Genomic DNA, 16,757 nt, shown 5'->3' on the forward strand with positions numbered 1-16,757 from the left:
TTACTGCGGTAGAGAATTACCGCGGTAGAGCCGCGGCGGCCTCTTCGCTTCGAATCGCGATGCGAAGTGTCGCGAGCATGAACAGTGACACTGCGAAACCGAAAAGCGCGCCGAACTGGTCCTGCGTGAACAGATAGACCTGCGTCACCAGGAGGCTCACGATGAGGGATGCCCGCAGGAGTCTCAGGGCTCGCAGGTACGGGCCGCGGAAGAGGAACCACACTCCCAGAACCACAAGAACTCCGGTTGCGACGGTGGAGATCTGGACCACCAAATCGGAGACGTCGTCGGCCTCGACGACGTTCTCGGAAACCAACGCGTAGATCACCTGGACAATCGCCAGAAGAGCCTGCAGTACGAACAGGGTCAGTACCAGTCGGCGGACGACACGGTGCCGGAGCAGTTCCTCGGCGCGGTGGAAGAACGCGTTGCGGCCACGAGTGATCTTCGATTCGATACCGCCGGTCGGCGGAGTCTGTGAATGCAGGCCGGCTTTGATCGAATCGACGAGGTCGGTGAGGCTGCGGTCTTCGACGCCGTCGAGTACACGGAGGGCGTGGTTGTACTGGATCTCGTCGAGCTGACCGAGAGCGAGGTCCGAGAGCGCTCGCGCCCCGATGGCGAGCCGATGACGATCATTCATTCCGCGCCGAATCACCACCTCGCGCGCGGCAAGATAGAAGAGAACGAAGACGACGTACATGATCGCGATGGCAGGTTGGTAGAAGTAATCGACGTCGGCGGTGACGAATTTTCCGACCTCGTCGATGAAGAGACCGAATCCGATTCCGCCGACGAGCGTGGCCAGGTCACGCGTGCGAGAGCCTTCGGTGATGGCGGTCGCGACGATGGCGACGGCCATCAGCAATCCGCCCCAGAGAACGTGTGCGATGTGGAGGGCGCCGCCCCCGATCTGGGGATAGCCCGTTGCCGCCAGATAAGCGCGGGTGATCAACACGGTGGCGATGCCCGCGAACAGGAACAATTCGAAACGAGCGAGTGCCGCGCGGTCGTAACTGTGCGGCAGCGTCAGCGCATTCCGGTCCTTCGTCGTCATTGCGGAACTCCCAGGTTTCGATAGCGCGCGATACGGGAGGACTGGCGATCGGTGTCCGACTCTTCGGCAAGCATGAAGAGTTCGTGCGCTATCGCAGCCCCTACCCTCTTGGAGAATTCCACGGGTTCGTCGGCCGCGTCAGGCGTTTCGGGAATGATCGCGTCGATCACGCCGTCTCGAAGCAGATCCAACGAACGAATGCCCTGCGCTGCCGCCATCTCCGGTGCGTGACTGATGTCGCGATGGACGATCGCGCTTGCGCCTTCCGGCGGCAGGGGAGCGAGCCACCCGTTCTGTGCCGCGAGTACCCGATCGGCGGGCAGCAGCGCGAGCGCCCCGCCGCCTGTTCCCTGACCGAGCAACACCGACACTGTCGGGGTCTTCAGCGTCACGAGGTCGGCGATGCAACGGGCGATCTCAGGGGCCAGTCCACGTTCTTCAGCTTCTTTGGACAGCGACGCGCCCAAAGTGTCGATCACGAGGACAAGCGGGAGTTGTAGTTCTTCGGCAAGTTTCATGCCCCGTCGCGCTTCCCTGAGCGCGGCCGGTCCCATCGTGGTGAGCGCGGATTGGCCACTGCGGTCCTGGCCGAGCAGGATGCACGGAAAGCCTCGGAAGCGGGCGAGCGAGAGCAAGATCGTCTTGTCGGTTTCACCCTGCCCGGTGCCGCTGAGCGGTACCTGTTCAGTTGCGGCATGGCGCAGCAACTGCCGGATGCCGGGTCGATCGGCCCGGCGCGAGAGCATCACCGACTGCCAGGCGGGAACATCGGGAATCTCGGGTGAGGGAATCGGGTCCGTGGCCGCCGGGGCCGGGGGATCGGTGAGCACGCACAACGCTCGATTGACCAGCAGACGGAGGCGGTCGACGGGTACGACGCCGTCGATAACGCCGTTGCGATACAAGTTTTCGGACGTCTGGATACCGTCGGGAAACTTTTCGCCGTACAGCGATTCGTAGACACGGGGTCCGAGGAATCCCACCAGAGCACCGGGTTCCGCGACGGTGATGTGGCCGAGGGATCCCCACGAGGCAAAGACCCCGCCGGTGGTGGGATTGCGCAGGTATACCAGGTAGGGCAGGTGTGCCGCTTTGTGAACAGCCACTGCCGCAGCGATCTTCACCATCTGAACGAAGGCGACGGTGCCCTCCTGCATCCGCGTTCCGCCAGAGGTGGGCGAGGCGAGCAGCGGGAGTTGTTCTGCCGTAGCACGTTCGACGGCGGTCACGATCCGCTCGGCCGCGGCGACTCCGATGGAACCGGCGAGAAAGCTGAATTCACAGGCAATTACCGCGACTCGACGGCCCCGAACCGTACCGACACCGGTGACGACGGACTCGTCAACTCCGCTCTTCTCGCGGGCCTTCGCCAGGTCTTCTGCGTATTTCGGGCCAGGTCCGACGTCGACGGGCGGGGAGTCCCAAGAGACGAAGCTCTCGGAATCGAGTACCGCAGTGAGTAGTTCTTCGGCCGAGATTCGCACAACGTCCTCCAAGTAAGCAGCACCCCGTCCAGGATGAACCTACCTGGACGGGGTGCCGTCGGGATCGCGTGGCGCCAGTTGTGCGCCGGAGAATCAGCGTCCGAACGCCTCTTTCCATGAAACGACCTTGCCGATACGAAGGATGGAGCGCTGGTAGATCTTTGCCGCGATCATCGACAGCGCAGCAGTCACGACCAGCATCAGCAGAATGGTTCCCACGATCTGGAACGGAGAAGCAACACCGGCGGAAATGCGCAGGGGCATGAGGATTGCCGAGAACGGCGGAATCCAACTCAACACGTTGCTCAGGGTTCCTTCTGGATTGCTCACCGAAACGAAAGCCACGCTGACCATCGCCATGACGAGCAGCGCGAGAGGCATCGCGGTGGCGTTGACGTCCTCCTGCCGCGAGACCATGGACCCGGCGGCGGCGTACAGCACGGCGAAGAAGAGGAAGCCGAGAATGAACCACCCGAGAGTGCCGAACAGAACGCCGATCGCGGTGCCCGTCACGGTCAGGACGCCCGTCGCCAGTCCGGTGGCGACGCCCGCGACGGCATAGGCAGCCATCTGCATCAGGCCGACAGCACCGATTCCGAGAACCTTGCCCCATAACAACTGCAGCGGACGAAGAGTGGAGAGCAGCAGCTCGACCACGCGACTGGACTTCTCCTCGACGACGCCCATCGCCACGTACGTTCCGAACAGCAGGATCTGCATGTACAGGAGCACCACAGCAGCGATCGACATCGCTATGCGTTGGCCCTGTTCGGGATCCGGGGGATCGATGGCATCGATGGTGACCACTGCGGTGGACGTGGCTTCGGCGAGCTGAGCCGGATCGATCCCCGCGGCGGAGAGCGCATTCGATTGTGCCTGTTGTGCAACGGAACTCTCGATGATGGCGCGCAGATTCGTGGGCACTTCCTTCTTGGTCACGACAGTGACGCCGCCGCCCGATCCAGCGATCACGGCCACGTCGAGGTCGCCGTCCTTGACCTGGTTACGCGCGGTTCCGTCGTCGGAAACCTCCGTCACCGTCACCGGATTTCCGAGGGTGTCGCCGATGGACACCATCGTGGCACTGAGTGATTGGTTGCCGACCAAGCCGATCTTCGACTTGTCCTCGTCGCCGCCGGAGAAGAGTGAGAAGGCGATGATGCCGCCGACGATCGCGACCAGGATGATGACGTTGCTGATCACAAAACTCTTCTTCGAGATCTGCGTCATGAATTCGCGTCGGGCGACCAACCCGATGGCTCGACCTCCGCTCAACTGGTTGCTCATGCGGCTACTACCTCTCGGAACAGATCGGTCAGTGACGGACGTCGTAGCGTGAACTCGTGCACCGGTCCGGTTTTCAACGCTGCATGCAGGATCTGCTGATCGTCGGCGGTTCCGTCGACGCTCAGGAGCGTTCGACCGTCGAGGTGGCTCAGTGTGGTGACACCGATCAGATGGTGTGCCCAGCCGACCGGCGCGTCAGGGGCGAAGACTTCGATTCGGCCGTCGCCCTTGCCTCGTAGTTCGTCGACGGTTCCGATCTCTCGCATGCTGCCGCGGCTGATGATGCCCACGCGATCGCACAAGCGCTCCACCAGATCCAGCTGATGGCTGGAGAAGATTACGGGAACACCGGTGCGAGCCTTCTCGACCAACACGTCACTCATGACATCGACCGCTACGGGGTCAAGGCCCGAAAACGGTTCGTCCAGAACGAGTACCGCTGGATCGTGAACCAGCGCGGCCGCGAGCTGCACACGTTGCTGATTACCGAGGGACAGGGAGTCGACGGTGTCCTTGACGCGTTCGGCGATACCCAGACGTTCGGTCCAGCGCTCTGTCGCCGCATGCGCATCGGCTTTCGAGAGTCCATGTAGCTCGGCCAGATAGGAAAGTTGCGCGCCCACCTTCATCTTGGGGTAGAGGCCGCGTTCCTCCGGCATGTATCCGATAGTGCGACGCACGTCGAGGTCGACGGGTTTGCCGCCGAGGCGAACTTCCCCCGAATCTGCTCCGAGCACACCCAGCGCAATGCGCATCGTGGTCGTCTTGCCGGCGCCGTTGCTGCCGACGAATCCGAAGATCTCGCCTGGTCGCACTTCGAAACTGAGGTTGTCGAGTGCAACGACGTCGCCGTAGCGTTTCGAGATGCCGTCGATCGTGAGGGTGGCTGACATGGGTCCTTCCCATCGGTCGAGTGGTGCGCTTCGGAAATACGGGTCAGAGGTCGAACTCTTCGGAATCAATCGGATCCGGGTCTGGATTGGTCCACGAGAGAATCATCGCGGGCGTGCACGCGCCGATCAGCATTGCAGTCAGTGCCAATAAACCTCCCGAGTAAGGCAGTCTCTCTACATTCCACTGCACCGACGAGGTGAAAATGAGGAAAATGGCGACAATGAAGACCAACGATTGAGTCACGCTCAACCCGACGGAACGGGCGTCGTTGCGTTGCTGGATCTCCCATTCGTCCAGAGCATGCCGCGGCGCATCCCCTTGCCTGCCCGACACGATTTGAAGTGAAGACCACGTCGGTAGGAACAACAGGGTGAGGACCGGCCATGCCACCGCGAACAGTGGGTTGAACAGGCACGCTATGCCGATGGCAACCATCGTGGCGAACAGGACTCCGAGGGCGATGACGAGCATCCGCCGACGTCGACGGGTTCGCCAATTCGGGAGCCAATGTCGGAACGTCTCCTCGTTCTGCAGGAACCGCCGAGTGCGGTGGGCCTGGTAGCGGTCGATCAGATTTGATTCAGGCACTGGGCTTTTCGCTCCCCTCGGTAGTGCGGTCAGATCGGTAGACCTCTGTCGACGGTGCATTCCGGTAGACCTCCGTCGACGGTGCATTTCGGTAGACCTCCGTCGACAGCGGCCCGAACTCCGTCCGGGAGAACACCGCTTCGACCGGAAGGTCGAACACCCAGCAGATCCTGAACGCGAGATCCAGGCTGGGGTAGTGATCGCCGCGTTCGAGCGCCCCCACCGTCTGCGGGTTGACGTCGACGAGTTGTGCAAGCTGGGCCCGACTCATCTTCCGCTCGGCGCGAAGCACTCCGATGCGATTGAAGATGGGGAGCGCGTCTCCCCGTCGGACTGGGCTCATGCATCAAAGTGTTGTAAAAACCCAACAGTTTGTCAACATGAACCGCGAAGATGCCGTTTCTGGGTGGTGTCGGCGGATAGGGTTCAGGCAACAGAAGGGGCGTCGCATGGTGGTCGAAAAGTTGGTGCTCGAGAAGTCCTGCCTCGTCGTGCAGGTGCGCGAGGACGGTAGCTACAGCGTGGGACCGCAAGGGCGTGAAGTGGTCTGGCGCGATGCGATGGAAAAAGGTGCCGTCATCGGTATCGGTCAGCACACTCCAGGGGACGTTGAGGGTGAATCGTGGTGGGTCGTGTACGGCCAGTCGGACGCCGGGGCAGACGTCACCGTTCGACTCGAGGATGGATCGCACGTGCCGGTGGGCCGTATCGGTGAGATTTTCGCCAGCGAATGGGTGAGTACCCCGCAGCAGGCCTTGCTGTATCGGTCCGATCGCCCGGTGGAGTCGCAGCCCACCAATCTCTCTGTTCTGTTCGCCAGGCCGACGTTCATGCCCAAAGCGGCGTTTCCGGAGAATGATCGCTTGTAGTTGCAGCGAGCTGCCGTCGGGAGGCTGGCGGCCATCTTCTCGAAACATTACGGTACGTACTGTACTGTTTGGGAATGACAACTTGGCCGAACGACCTCGCAGTAGTGCAAGTGCGCATAGCGCGACCCACTGACAGGCTCGACGACGTGATTGCGTTCTATCGCGACTGTCTGGGATTGCCCGAGCTCTACCGGTTCTCCGGTCATGCCGGGTACGACGGAATCATGCTGGGGCTGCCGGATTCGAACTATCACCTCGAATTCACGACCCACGAAGACGGAAGCCCGTGCCCGGCGCCGACGCAGGACAACCTGTTGGTGCTCTACTTCGCCGGCGAGTCGGCGATGTACGAGGTAGTTCAGCGGTTGGGTGAAGCCGGGCACGAACCCGTTGGCGCCGAGAATCCGTATTGGGAGGAGAATGCGGGGATGACTTTCGAAGATCCCGACGGCTGGCGTCTGGTGCTCATGCCGCGACCGGTGCTGTAGATGGTGCGCGCCCGCGACGAGCGGATCGACGACGCCGTACTGGCGGCAACCCTGGAGTTGTTGGGGGAGAACGGTTATGCGGAGCTGTCGATCGGTTCGGTGGCGACGAGAGCCGGCGTGCACCGACCCGCCATCTACCGGAGATGGCCGTCGAAGCGGCATCTGGTGGTCGACGTCGTCGTGGCGCACATCGGCACTGATCCAACGCCGGACACCGGCGATCTCAGGGCAGACCTGGTCGCCGGCATCACGACATTGGTTGTGGGGCTGAGTGAAACGGTAGTTGGGCGGATCCTGCCCGCGTTGGTCGCGGATCTGGCGGCGGACCCGGAATTGGCGCGGGATTTCCAGTCGGCATTCTTTCAGCCACGACGCGATTCCACTGCGGCAGTGCTGGAATCGGCGCGGCTACGCGGCGACATTCGGAGCGACTTCGACCTGGACTTCGTCCTGGATGCCCTGGCGTCGCCGATCTATTACCGAGCGTTGTTCCGTCACTTACCGTTGGACGCGCTCCTGGCCGAGCAGTCCGTCGATTCCGTGCTGCTGACGTTGACTCCCCACGAAAATTCCTGAAGCCGTTTCGATTCAGTTCAATTCGACTGGATCGGGTCCGACACGGCTGTCGGTGTTCAGCGCTGCGATGGCAGCTGACTCGTCGGTATCGAGTGCGAAGTCGAAGATTGCGGCGTTGTCGCGCATGCGGGCAGGTGTCACCGACTTCGACAGAACGGTGTGTCCCTGTTCGAGATGCCAGCGCAGAATGATCTGCGCTGGGCTCTTTCCGTGTGCTGCAGCGATTTTCCCGATGGTCGGGTCGTCGAGGATAGTTCCCTGTCCCAGTGGGCTCCATGCCTCGATTTCGATGCCGCGACTTCGCGCGTATTCCCGTGACGCGTGCTGTTGCAGTCTGGGGTGCAATTCGATCTGGTTGACGGCCGGGGTGATCGAGCTGTGCTCGGCCAGCAGTTCGAGGTGCTCGGGCAGGAAGTTGGACACGCCGATCGCACGGGCACGGCCGGAGGCGAGGATCTCCTCGAAAGCGGCCCACGTCTCCACGAACAGGCCCTTTGCCGGTGCCGGCCAGTGGATCAGATACAGGTCGACGAAGTCGAGGCCGAGCTTGTCGAGGCTCGTGTCGAACGCGGCGAGCGCTCGGTCGTGGCCCTGATCGTCATTCCACAACTTGGTGGTGACAAAAAGCTCTGACCTCGGAACACCCGAACTAGCGATGGCGCGGCCGACACCGGCTTCGTTTCCGTAGATTGCGGCCGTGTCGATGTGGCGGTAGCCGATCTCGAGAGCGGTGGCAGTGACCTCTTCGGTCTGTGCGTCCGGTACCTGGAAAACGCCGTACCCGAGTTGCGGGATGGTGATCGGTTCGCCGGTGGTTCCGTGAGTCAGTGTGCGGTCGGGGATCGACAACATTGAAGAGCGCCTTTCAAGACTGGGTGTGGCGGTTCGACGGGCGATCGTGTCGCCCGTGACCACCTATGCCGCGCATGCAACTATTGCGTGCGCCTGATAAATAGTTGCACACGCGGGTTGTCTGCGCAAGCAGAGTCGGTTGGCTACTCCTCGAAGAGTTGTCCGTTCTCCATTCGCCACCGGCGCGTACTTCGGGTGGACTGCAGCATGCGTCGATCGTGAGTGACCAGGAGGAGGGTTCCCTCGAAGGATTCCATCGCCTGCTCGAGCTGTTCGATCGCCGGAAGGTCGAGATGGTTCGTCGGCTCGTCCAGTACCAGTAGGTTCACGCCGCGAGCTTGGAGCAAAGCAAGTGCAGCCCTTGTTCTTTCGCCGGGGGACAGGGAAGCGGCAGATCGGAGTACGTGGTGTCCGCGCAGGCCGAACTTGGCGAGCAAAGTACGGACATCGGCATCGGGCCAGTCCGGAACCTGAGCGCCGAAGGCCTCGACGACTGGTTGATCACCTTCGAACAATCCACGCGCCTGATCGATCTCACCGATCGCGACACCGGAACCCAAGGATGCGATGCCCTCGTCCGGGACGAGTTTGCCGAGCAAAACGTTCAGGAGGGTGGTCTTGCCTGCCCCGTTCGCGCCCGTGACGAGGATTCGATCGCCCCAGTCGATCTGTGTCGTGACCGGACCGAACGTGAACTGACCGCGCGTTACCTTGGCACCATTCGTGGTTGCGACAACGGATCCGGACCGCGGAGCCGCCGCGATCTCCATGCGAAGTTCCCACTCCTTGCGCGGTTCCTCGACCACTTCGAGTCGCTCGATGCGACGTTGGGTCTGGCGTGCCTTCGCGGCTTGCTTCTCCGTCGACTCGGTCCGCAATCCGCGTCCGATCTTGTCGTTGTCTTTGGCCTTACGACGCGCATTGCGGACGCCGTGTTCCATCCAGTTGCGCTGCATCTGTGCGCGATCTTCGAGATCGGAGCGGGTGCCTGCGTATTCCTCGAACGCCTCGCGTGCGTGCTGGCGGGCGATCTCTCGTTCGGCGAGGTACGACTCGTAGCCGCCGTCGTAGACGGCGATGTCCTGTTGTGCCAGATCGAGTTCCACGATCCCCGTGACGGTGCGCGAGAGGAACTCGCGATCGTGGCTCACGACAACCAGCGCCGCTCGGGTCTCGGCGACAAAACGCTCCAACTGCTCGAGACCCCGCAGGTCGAGATCGTTGGTGGGTTCGTCCAACAGGAGAATGTCGTAGCGCGAGAGCAACAGCGACGCGAGCCCGGCGCGTGCGGCCTGACCGCCGGACAGTGCCGTCATGTGAGCTTCGAGCGGAACTCCGAGCCCGAGTTCTTCGACCACCTTCTCAGCGCGCTCGAACAGATCGGCGCCGCCGAGAGCGAGCCAGCGTTCGAGAGCCGGAGAGTACAGATCCTCCTCCGCTTCAGCCAGGGTTTCGGCCGCGGCGTTCATGACCGCCTCGGCGTGCGCGACGCCGGTGCGTCGGCCGAGGAACTCGAGGACGGTCTCGCCTTCGATGCGGTCGGGTTCCTGCGCGAGATAGCCCACCGCAGCGTCTGGCGGGCTGAGGATGATCGAACCTTCGACGTCGGCAGTTCCGATTCCCGCCAGTGCAGTGAGAAGCGTCGACTTGCCGGCGCCGTTCGCGCCGACGAGGCCGATGACGTCGCCGGGCGCGATGGTGAGATCGAGGTCGGAGAACAGAGTGCGTTCTCCCCGGGAGGCAGAGAGGCCGCTGATGCGCAGTGTTGCAGTCACCTGAGAAGTATCCCCGGAGCTGTGCGCCTGTGTTAATCGGTGCTGTGCGCCTTTATTAACCGCCCGCGGTTAATAAAGGCGCACAGCAGTCAGTCACGGACCAGGTGGTACCAGCACGGATGTGCCGCACGGACCGGAAGTGGCGATTCACTCACGTCGGCGGCCGTACTCGAGGCCATCGACCAACCGTCGAATACTCGCATGACGTCCTCCTCGGAGACGCCATGTGGCATCGGCCAACGGTGACCTGGCCCGAATGCGAACATCACCATGGACGCCCCGGGTGCGGTGATCGCGTTGACCGACCTCCCGTAGTCGCGTCGTTGATGATCGGTGAGCCCGTGAAAACAGCCGATGTCGAGCACCAGCATGTGCCCGCCGTCGACAGCAATGTGCAGGTCTGCCGCGTCCTCGTGGAGGAACCGGACGTCGACGTGTGCTTCACGCGCGTGAATGCGCGCTTTGTCCAGCGGTTCCTGTTCGGCGTCGACGCCGGTGACGTGCCACCCGCGTTGCGCCAGCTCGATGGAATGGCGTCCGGTGCCGCAACCGATATCGAGTGCACGGCCACCTTCCGGGAGGGGAATCGCATCCAGAAGGCCGGACAGTTGAGCGTCGAAGCCGTGACCGGTGTGCTCCCATGGAGTGACGCCGACCTTGTAGGCGAGGCGATATCCGAGATTCATCGCTCTCTCTTTTCTCGAGGCGATTCGATTACTTGTATTCCAAGGTAGACCGGCATTTCGGGTGCGACAAGGGTGCGAAGAGGAGGTTCGGTGGGGAATGCCTCCTGGCGCCCGTGCGTTGGATCCACATATGACCGAGACCAACGATGTGACCTCTGTACCGACCATTGTTCTGAACGACGGTAAGACGATCCCCGCACTGGGATTCGGTGTGTTCCAGGTTCCGGACGACGAGACGCAGGAAGCCGTCTCCACCGCTCTGAAGGCCGGTTACCGCAGTATCGACACCGCCAAGATCTACGGCAACGAGGTGGGCGTCGGCCGCGCGATCGCCGAATCCGGCATCGCCCGCGAAGACCTGTACATCACGACAAAACTGTGGAACGACGATCAGGGCTACGACTCGACGCTTGCCGCCTTCGACGCCAGCCTCGACAAGTTGGGTCTCGACTACCTCGATCTGTACCTGATCCACTGGCCGGTTCCGTCCAAGGACCTGTACGTCGAGACCTTCAAGGCATTCCAGAAGCTCAAGGCGGACGGACGGGTTCGATCCATCGGCGTCTCCAACTTCACCATCGAGAACCTCGAGCGTGTCATCGGTGAAACCGGTGAGGTGCCGGTCCTCAACCAGATCGAGCTTCACCCCAAGTTCAACCAAGCCGAACTGCGCGCCTTCCACACCGGCAAGGGAATCGCGACGGAAGCGTGGAGCCCGCTCGGCCAGGGAACTGTTCTCGGTGACCCCGTCATCACCGCTATCGCCGACGCTCATGGCGTCACCGCGGCTCAGGTGATCATTCGCTGGCACCTGCAGATCGGAAACGTGGTGATTCCGAAGTCGGTGACCCCCGAACGTATCGCCGCAAACATCGATGTCTTCGGATTCGAACTGACGCCGGAACAGATCAACGCGATCGGTGCTCTCGACGACCCGGCCGGCCGCATCGGCCCCGACCCGGTCACGCTCGGCAGCTAGAACTTCCGGTAGACCCACGAACGGCACTCCCGCAATCGCGGGAGTGCCGTTCTGTCGTGCGAGGTCAGTTCAGGTGCGTGCGATGTTCTGCAGTGAATGCGATGTGCTCGTCCGCGCGTCCGGTGCGGAGCTTCTCGACCCACTCGGGATCGGCGAGCAGCGCGCGTCCGATGGCAACCATGTCGAATTCACCCCTATCGTACTGAGCTTCGAGACGCTCCAGCCCCGTGACAGCCGATGCGGCGTCGCCGGTGAATGCCGTCGTGAACACGGAGTCGAGTCCGACCGAGCCGACGGTGATGGTCGGCAACCCGGTCAGCTTCTTCGTCCAGCCGGCGAGGCCGAGCTTGCCGTCTTCACCGTCGAGTTCAGCGAACGCCGGTTCCCAGTGGCGCCTCGTCGACGGATGCAGAACGTCGACGCCGGCGTCGACCAGGGGAGTGAGGATGCGGCCGAGTTCAGCCGGGCTCTGGGCGATACGAGCGTCGTAGTGGCCGGACTTCCACTGTGAGAATCGGTAGACGATCGCGAACTCGTTTCCGACAGCCTCTCGGATTGCGGCGACGACCTCGGCTGGGAAGCGGGTGCGGGCTTCCAGTGATCCGCCGTATTCATCGGTGCGGACATTGGTTCCGGCCCACAGGAATTCGTCGAGCAGGTAACCGTGCGCTCCGTGCAACTCGAGACCGTCGAAACCGGTGTTCTTCGCGTTGAGTGCGGCGTCGACCCACGACTGCTTCAAGGTGTCGAGATCCGAGGTGGTGAATTCTCGTCCCAGACGGGTGCCGTCCAGCGCCAGGCCGGAGGGGCTGACGGTCTCGACCTCGGGGTTCAGACGCGAGTTTTCGCCGCGCTCGACTCCGAGGTGCCACAGCTGAGGAATGATCGATCCACCCTCGGCGTGCACGGCGTCGACTACCGACTTCCAGCCGCCCAGGCTCGAATCACCGTAGATGCGCGGTACGCGGGTGTGCGGGCCGGCTGCCGGGTCCGGGATATAGGTGCCTTCCGTGATGATCAGGCCGACCCCGCCCGCTGCGCGACGACGGTAGTACTCGGCCACGTCGGCGCCGGGGATCCCGTCAGGAGAGAAGGCGCGAGTCATCGGGGCCATCGCAAAACGGTTGCGCAACGAGAGTGATTTGACCTCGAAAGGCTCGAAGAGGCCGCGCAACGCGGGGGCCTCGGGTGCTGTCGATGTGTCGGGAAGAGTCACGGATTTGTTCAACGCGGCGGACCCTTGACCTATTCCGTCGCCTGACTTTATCTCAGCGAAATCTGCAAAAGGTTGCGTACGTTCGGTTTTCGATTGATGTCCACGTCGACCACACTTAGTTTGTGCATTAACTATTAACATGCGATATGGTCGTGCGGAAAGTTCTTGAGGGCGGTATCGAGCACGAAAGAGGACGCGCGAGCATGACAACAACGGTGCCGGACGAGCGGACCGGAGAGCTGGAGCCGATTCCGGAGCGGCCGTACCCGAAGCGTCGTGATCCCAAGGGGTCGTGGATGTTCGACATGATCAAGACCACCGATCACAAGAAGATCGGGATCATGTACATGATCACGGCCTTCGTGTTCTTCTTGATCGGCGGCCTGATGGCCCTGTTCATGCGTGCGGAACTGGCTGTCCCCGGGATGCAGTTCCTCTCGAACGAGCAGTTCAACCAGTTGTTCACCATGCACGGCACGATCATGTTGCTGCTGTACGCGACGCCCGTCGTTTTCGGCTTCGCGAACTACATACTTCCGCTGCAAATCGGTGCCCCGGACGTGGCCTTCCCGCGCTTGAACGCATTCGGCTTCTGGCTCTTCACTTTTGGTGGTTTGATCGTACTTGGCGGATTCCTCACACCGGGCGGCGCTGCCGACTTCGGTTGGACTGCGTACACCCCGCTGTCGGGTGCGGTGCACAGCCCCGGCGTCGGAGCCGACCTGTGGGTCTTCGGACTGACAGTGGGCGGTCTCGGCACTATTCTCGGTGCGGTCAACATGATCACCACGGTGATCTGTTTGCGCGCACCAGGCATGACGATGTTCCGGATGTCGATCTTCACCTGGAATATCTTCATCACCAGCATCCTGATCTTGATGGCGTTCCCGCTGCTGACCGCTGCATTCATGGGCCTGTTCGTCGACCGCCATCTCGGTGGACACATCTTCGACCCAGCGTCAGGTGGAGTTCTGTTGTGGCAGCACCTGTTCTGGTTCTTCGGTCACCCCGAGGTGTACATCATCGCGCTGCCGTTCTTCGGCATCGTTTCGGAGATCTTCCCGGTCTTCAGCCGTAAGCCGATCTTCGGATACACCGGTTTGGTTTACGCGACACTGGCGATCTCAGCTCTGTCCATCGCGGTGTGGGCTCACCACATGTATGCGACGGGTGCTGTTCTCCTGCCCTACTTCTCGTTCATGACGTTCCTGATCGCCGTGCCGACAGGTGTGAAGATCTTCAACTGGATCGGCACGATGTGGAAGGGGCAGTTGACCTTCGAATCGCCGATGCTGTTCTCGGTCGGCTTCCTGATCACCTTCCTCTTCGGTGGTCTGTCGGGCGTTATTCTCGCGAGTCCGCCGATCGACTTCCACGTCACCGACACGTATTTTGTTGTCGCCCACTTCCACTACGTGGTCTTCGGTACGGTCGTGTTCGCCACGTACGCCGGTATCTACTTCTGGTTCCCGAAGATGACCGGTCGCATGATGGACGAGCGCCTCGGCAAGTGGCACTTCTGGACCACGTTCGTCGGCTTCCACGGCACTTTCCTCGTCCAGCACTGGCTCGGTGGCGAAGGTATGCCCCGTCGTTACGCCGACTACCTGCCCTCGGACGGATTCACGGTGCTGAACTCGGTGTCCACGATCTTCGCCTTCGTGCTCGGCGCGTCGACACTGCCGTTCATCTGGAACGTTTTCAAGAGTTACCGCTACGGCGAGGTGGTCACCGTCGACGATCCGTGGGGTTACGGAAACTCGCTGGAGTGGGCGACAACCTGCCCGCCGCCGCGTCACAACTTCACCGAGTTGCCGCGCATCCGTAGCGAGCGTCCGGCGTTCGAGCTGCACTACCCGCACATGGTGGAGCGAATGAGGGCGGAAGCGCACGTGGGCCTCACCGGGCAACCCACGTCGACGTTGGAGAAGAGTGACGATCGTCGCCAGATTGATTAGTGCGATAATAGTTACTGCACTAATCAATCTGGTAACATCGGATTCATGACGACGAAGGCTCCGCAGACGCAGATGGACGATCCGCTGGCTCTCGACCGGCAGGTGTGTTTTGCACTTGCGGTCGCGAACCGGGCAGTCCTGTCCGTCTACCGGCCACTGCTCGAGCCGATGGGCCTCACACATCCCCAGTATCTGGTGATGCTTGCCCTGTGGGGGAAGTCGCCGATGGCGGTCAAGGAAATCGGGCAGGCATTGCAGCTCGATTCGCCGACACTCTCGCCGCTCCTCAAGCGACTCGAGGCGTCCGGGTTGATCACGCGAACCCGTAGCCGCGCCGACGAACGTCAACTCGACGTCGACCTCACCGAAGCCGGTGTGGCACTGCGTGACGAGGCGGAGAAGATCCCGCCGGCGGTTGTCGCGAAGCTCGGCGTCAGCCTCGCCGAACTCGAAGAACTCCACAACGTTCTGACGCGGGTCAACGAGGCCGCGCTCCGCGCCGGCGCTTTGGACCAATGAGAGAAATGTGATGACCACATCTGAAAGAAACGTGACGACTGCGTCAAGACCGATGCGTACCGAACAGGTGACTTCCGTGACTTCCAAAAAGCAACGCACGAGCCCGAATCCCCTTCAGTGGTTGGGTTATTCAGTGGGGCGCAAGTTACCCGATTCGATGCAGGACTGGGTGCGAAACGACCTGATCGGTGACTGGGCTGTGCCACGTCACCTGATCCGCAGCATGGTGCCGTTCATTCCCGTCTTCGCGGCCTTCATGCTCTTCCCCGGGCCGTGGGCCCTGCGGGCGTCGATGGTGCTGCTCGGAGTGCTTCTGGCGCTGTTCTATTCGGTCTCCTACATGGCTCAGAACAGGTCGCGTCGCCTCGAGCGTCACGGTTTGCCTTCCGACCTCGAGAACCCGAAGAAGGTCTCGCGCCACGACGCCGAGAAGGCCGCCTACGAGAAGTTGCACGGCGGCCCCGCGACCTAGACGCTTCGGTCAGATGCCGTGAAGGGCGCTGCCGCCGTTCATCTCGCAGACGCCCTGCTCCATGGCCGCCGAGAAACCACCTTCAGGGTCGGTCGAGCGAAGAGCCGATTCGACGTCCTGCTCTACCAGGTATCCGTTGATTGCGATCGCCGCGGTTGAACCTGCAGCCGCAGCATTGATTACCTGTGCGCGAGGGTCGACGACGTTGCCGGCGCCCCAGATACCGGGAACACTGGTGGCGCCGGAATGATCGACAGCCACGAATCCCGTGGGGCTGGCTTTGCAGCCGAGTCGCGTCAGATGTGCGTCGTTCGGAACGAAACGCGGCGCAACGAACAGTGCTGAGCGCGCAACCAGTTGGCCGTTGTCGAGTTCGACGGCTTTCAGTTTGCTTTTCTCGCAGACCAATCCAGATACCGATCCGTCGGCAACCGTCACTCCTCGGGCAGCCAGTCGCGCGCGTTCGTCGGGGGTGAGCGAGATATTGTCGGGGAAGAACGTCACATCCGACGACCACTGTCGGAGTAGAAACGCCTGGTGAAGTGACATCTCGCGAGCGTCGCCGCCGAGAACGCCGATCGGTTGGTCGCTGATCTCGTACGCATGGCAGTACGGGCAATGGAGCACGCTTTGCCCCCAAAGCTCCTCGATTCCTGGTATTTCCGGGAGTGAATCCCGTAGGCCGGTGGCAACCAGCACAGTGCGAGTTTCGAGCGTCGTGCCTCCCGACAGTTCGACGACAAAGCCGGGTTCGATACCGCGCCAGGAGATGTCGACTACGTCGTCGCGTTTGAATTCGACTCCGTACGTCTGTAATTCGCTGCGTCCGACGGCGAGCAACTCACCTGGCGCCATGCCGTCTCGTGAGAGGAAGCCGTGCATGTGTGCTGCCGGTGTGTTGCGCGGTTTGCCGGAATCGATGACGGCGACCGAGCGCCGAGCACGACCCAACACCAGGGCTGCACTGAGTCCGGCGGCGCCACCGCCGACGATCACGGCGTCGAGGATCTCTGTTTCAGTGTGTGTTCGCATGAGCACAGATTGCTCGCGGAGGAGG

Annotated in this window: 18 protein-coding genes; 7 read left to right on the forward strand and 11 right to left on the reverse strand. The window is 62.0% G+C overall.

Annotated features, from left to right (window positions below; translation table 11 throughout):
- Window positions 1-16 precede the first annotated feature (16 nt).
- The 6 genes from RE4_RS05900 to RE4_RS05925 all read right to left on the reverse strand — a co-directional run bounded on the left by RE4_RS05900 (window position 17) and on the right by RE4_RS05925 (window position 5,653).
- Entirely contained in the window at window positions 17-1,057 is a 1,041-nt protein-coding gene (locus RE4_RS05900) for a hypothetical protein (RefSeq protein WP_060938175.1), read from the reverse strand.
- Complete coding sequence (locus RE4_RS05905) at window positions 1,054-2,541, reverse strand: acetyl-coenzyme A carboxylase carboxyl transferase subunits beta/alpha (protein ID WP_060938176.1); 1,488 nt, start codon at window positions 2,539-2,541, stop codon at window positions 1,054-1,056. Before RE4_RS05905 ends, RE4_RS05900 begins: the two co-directional genes overlap by 4 nt.
- 93 nt (window positions 2,542-2,634) lie before the next feature.
- Window positions 2,635-3,828 (reverse strand): ABC transporter permease, encoded by a 1,194-nt coding sequence (locus tag RE4_RS05910; RefSeq protein ID WP_060938177.1) that lies wholly within the window; start codon window positions 3,826-3,828, stop codon window positions 2,635-2,637.
- Entirely contained in the window at window positions 3,825-4,721 is an 897-nt protein-coding gene (locus RE4_RS05915; protein ID WP_019744869.1) for an ABC transporter ATP-binding protein, read from the reverse strand. The genes RE4_RS05910 and RE4_RS05915 overlap by 4 nt, the downstream gene beginning before the upstream one ends.
- A gap of 43 nt (window positions 4,722-4,764) precedes the next feature.
- The gene (locus RE4_RS05920; protein ID WP_020970450.1) at window positions 4,765-5,310 is read right to left on the reverse strand and encodes a hypothetical protein; all 546 of its coding nucleotides are present in this window, start codon (window positions 5,308-5,310) and stop codon (window positions 4,765-4,767) included.
- Window positions 5,303-5,653 (reverse strand): helix-turn-helix transcriptional regulator, encoded by a 351-nt coding sequence (locus RE4_RS05925; protein ID WP_042952669.1) that lies wholly within the window; start codon window positions 5,651-5,653, stop codon window positions 5,303-5,305. The genes RE4_RS05920 and RE4_RS05925 overlap by 8 nt, the downstream gene beginning before the upstream one ends.
- Before the next feature lie 106 nt (window positions 5,654-5,759).
- On the opposite strand from RE4_RS05925, the gene RE4_RS05930 reads away from it, so the two are divergent.
- The 3 genes from RE4_RS05930 (at window position 5,760) to RE4_RS05940 (ending at window position 7,243) form a co-directional block, all read left to right on the forward strand.
- Window positions 5,760-6,179 (forward strand): hypothetical protein, encoded by a 420-nt coding sequence (locus tag RE4_RS05930; RefSeq protein WP_021345236.1) that lies wholly within the window; start codon window positions 5,760-5,762, stop codon window positions 6,177-6,179.
- Between the two features lie 74 nt (window positions 6,180-6,253).
- Window positions 6,254-6,667 carry a VOC family protein gene (locus RE4_RS05935; RefSeq protein ID WP_029255991.1) on the forward strand — a complete coding sequence of 138 codons (414 nt, stop codon included), beginning with the start codon at window positions 6,254-6,256 and terminating at the stop codon, window positions 6,665-6,667.
- Complete coding sequence (locus RE4_RS05940; protein ID WP_007733408.1) at window positions 6,668-7,243, forward strand: TetR/AcrR family transcriptional regulator; 576 nt, start codon at window positions 6,668-6,670, stop codon at window positions 7,241-7,243. It abuts the gene before it with no gap.
- Window positions 7,244-7,255: 12 nt separating this feature from the next.
- Here RE4_RS05940 and RE4_RS05945 read toward each other — a convergent pair whose 3' ends face one another.
- The 3 genes from RE4_RS05945 to RE4_RS05955 all read right to left on the reverse strand — a co-directional run bounded on the left by RE4_RS05945 (window position 7,256) and on the right by RE4_RS05955 (window position 10,556).
- Entirely contained in the window at window positions 7,256-8,095 is an 840-nt protein-coding gene (locus tag RE4_RS05945) for an aldo/keto reductase (protein ID WP_020908738.1), read from the reverse strand.
- A gap of 143 nt (window positions 8,096-8,238) precedes the next feature.
- Entirely contained in the window at window positions 8,239-9,870 is a 1,632-nt protein-coding gene (locus tag RE4_RS05950; RefSeq protein ID WP_020908737.1) for an ABC-F family ATP-binding cassette domain-containing protein, read from the reverse strand.
- Window positions 9,871-9,959: 89 nt separating this feature from the next.
- The gene (locus RE4_RS05955) at window positions 9,960-10,556 is read right to left on the reverse strand and encodes a class I SAM-dependent methyltransferase (RefSeq protein WP_020908736.1); all 597 of its coding nucleotides are present in this window, start codon (window positions 10,554-10,556) and stop codon (window positions 9,960-9,962) included.
- A 130-nt stretch (window positions 10,557-10,686) separates the two neighbouring features.
- On the opposite strand from RE4_RS05955, the gene RE4_RS05960 reads away from it, so the two are divergent.
- On the forward strand, window positions 10,687-11,535 hold the full coding sequence (locus tag RE4_RS05960) for an aldo/keto reductase (protein WP_060938178.1): 849 nt from the start codon (window positions 10,687-10,689) through the stop codon (window positions 11,533-11,535).
- A 64-nt stretch (window positions 11,536-11,599) separates the two neighbouring features.
- On the opposite strand, the gene RE4_RS05965 is transcribed toward RE4_RS05960, so the two are convergent.
- Complete coding sequence (locus RE4_RS05965; protein ID WP_020908734.1) at window positions 11,600-12,751, reverse strand: NADH:flavin oxidoreductase; 1,152 nt, start codon at window positions 12,749-12,751, stop codon at window positions 11,600-11,602.
- 203 nt (window positions 12,752-12,954) lie between these two features.
- On the opposite strand from RE4_RS05965, the gene ctaD reads away from it, so the two are divergent.
- From ctaD to RE4_RS05980, 3 genes are read left to right on the forward strand one after another with little or no spacing between them, the layout of a single operon-like run.
- Complete coding sequence (gene ctaD / locus RE4_RS05970) at window positions 12,955-14,709, forward strand: aa3-type cytochrome oxidase subunit I (RefSeq protein WP_046379038.1); 1,755 nt, start codon at window positions 12,955-12,957, stop codon at window positions 14,707-14,709.
- Between the two features lie 45 nt (window positions 14,710-14,754).
- A complete protein-coding gene (locus tag RE4_RS05975) occupies window positions 14,755-15,228 on the forward strand; it encodes a MarR family winged helix-turn-helix transcriptional regulator (protein WP_019744857.1) in 474 nt (157 codons plus the stop codon).
- 52 nt (window positions 15,229-15,280) lie between these two features.
- The gene (locus RE4_RS05980; protein WP_044479364.1) at window positions 15,281-15,700 is read left to right on the forward strand and encodes a DUF5313 family protein; all 420 of its coding nucleotides are present in this window, start codon (window positions 15,281-15,283) and stop codon (window positions 15,698-15,700) included.
- A gap of 9 nt (window positions 15,701-15,709) precedes the next feature.
- On the opposite strand, the gene RE4_RS05985 is transcribed toward RE4_RS05980, so the two are convergent.
- Window positions 15,710-16,738 (reverse strand): NAD(P)/FAD-dependent oxidoreductase, encoded by a 1,029-nt coding sequence (locus RE4_RS05985; protein WP_081098315.1) that lies wholly within the window; start codon window positions 16,736-16,738, stop codon window positions 15,710-15,712.
- Between the last annotated feature and the right edge of the window lie 19 nt (window positions 16,739-16,757).

Source organism: Rhodococcus erythropolis NBRC 15567 (assembly GCF_001552595.1).
GTDB classification, from domain to species: Bacteria; Actinomycetota; Actinomycetes; order Mycobacteriales; family Mycobacteriaceae; genus Rhodococcus_F; species Rhodococcus_F erythropolis.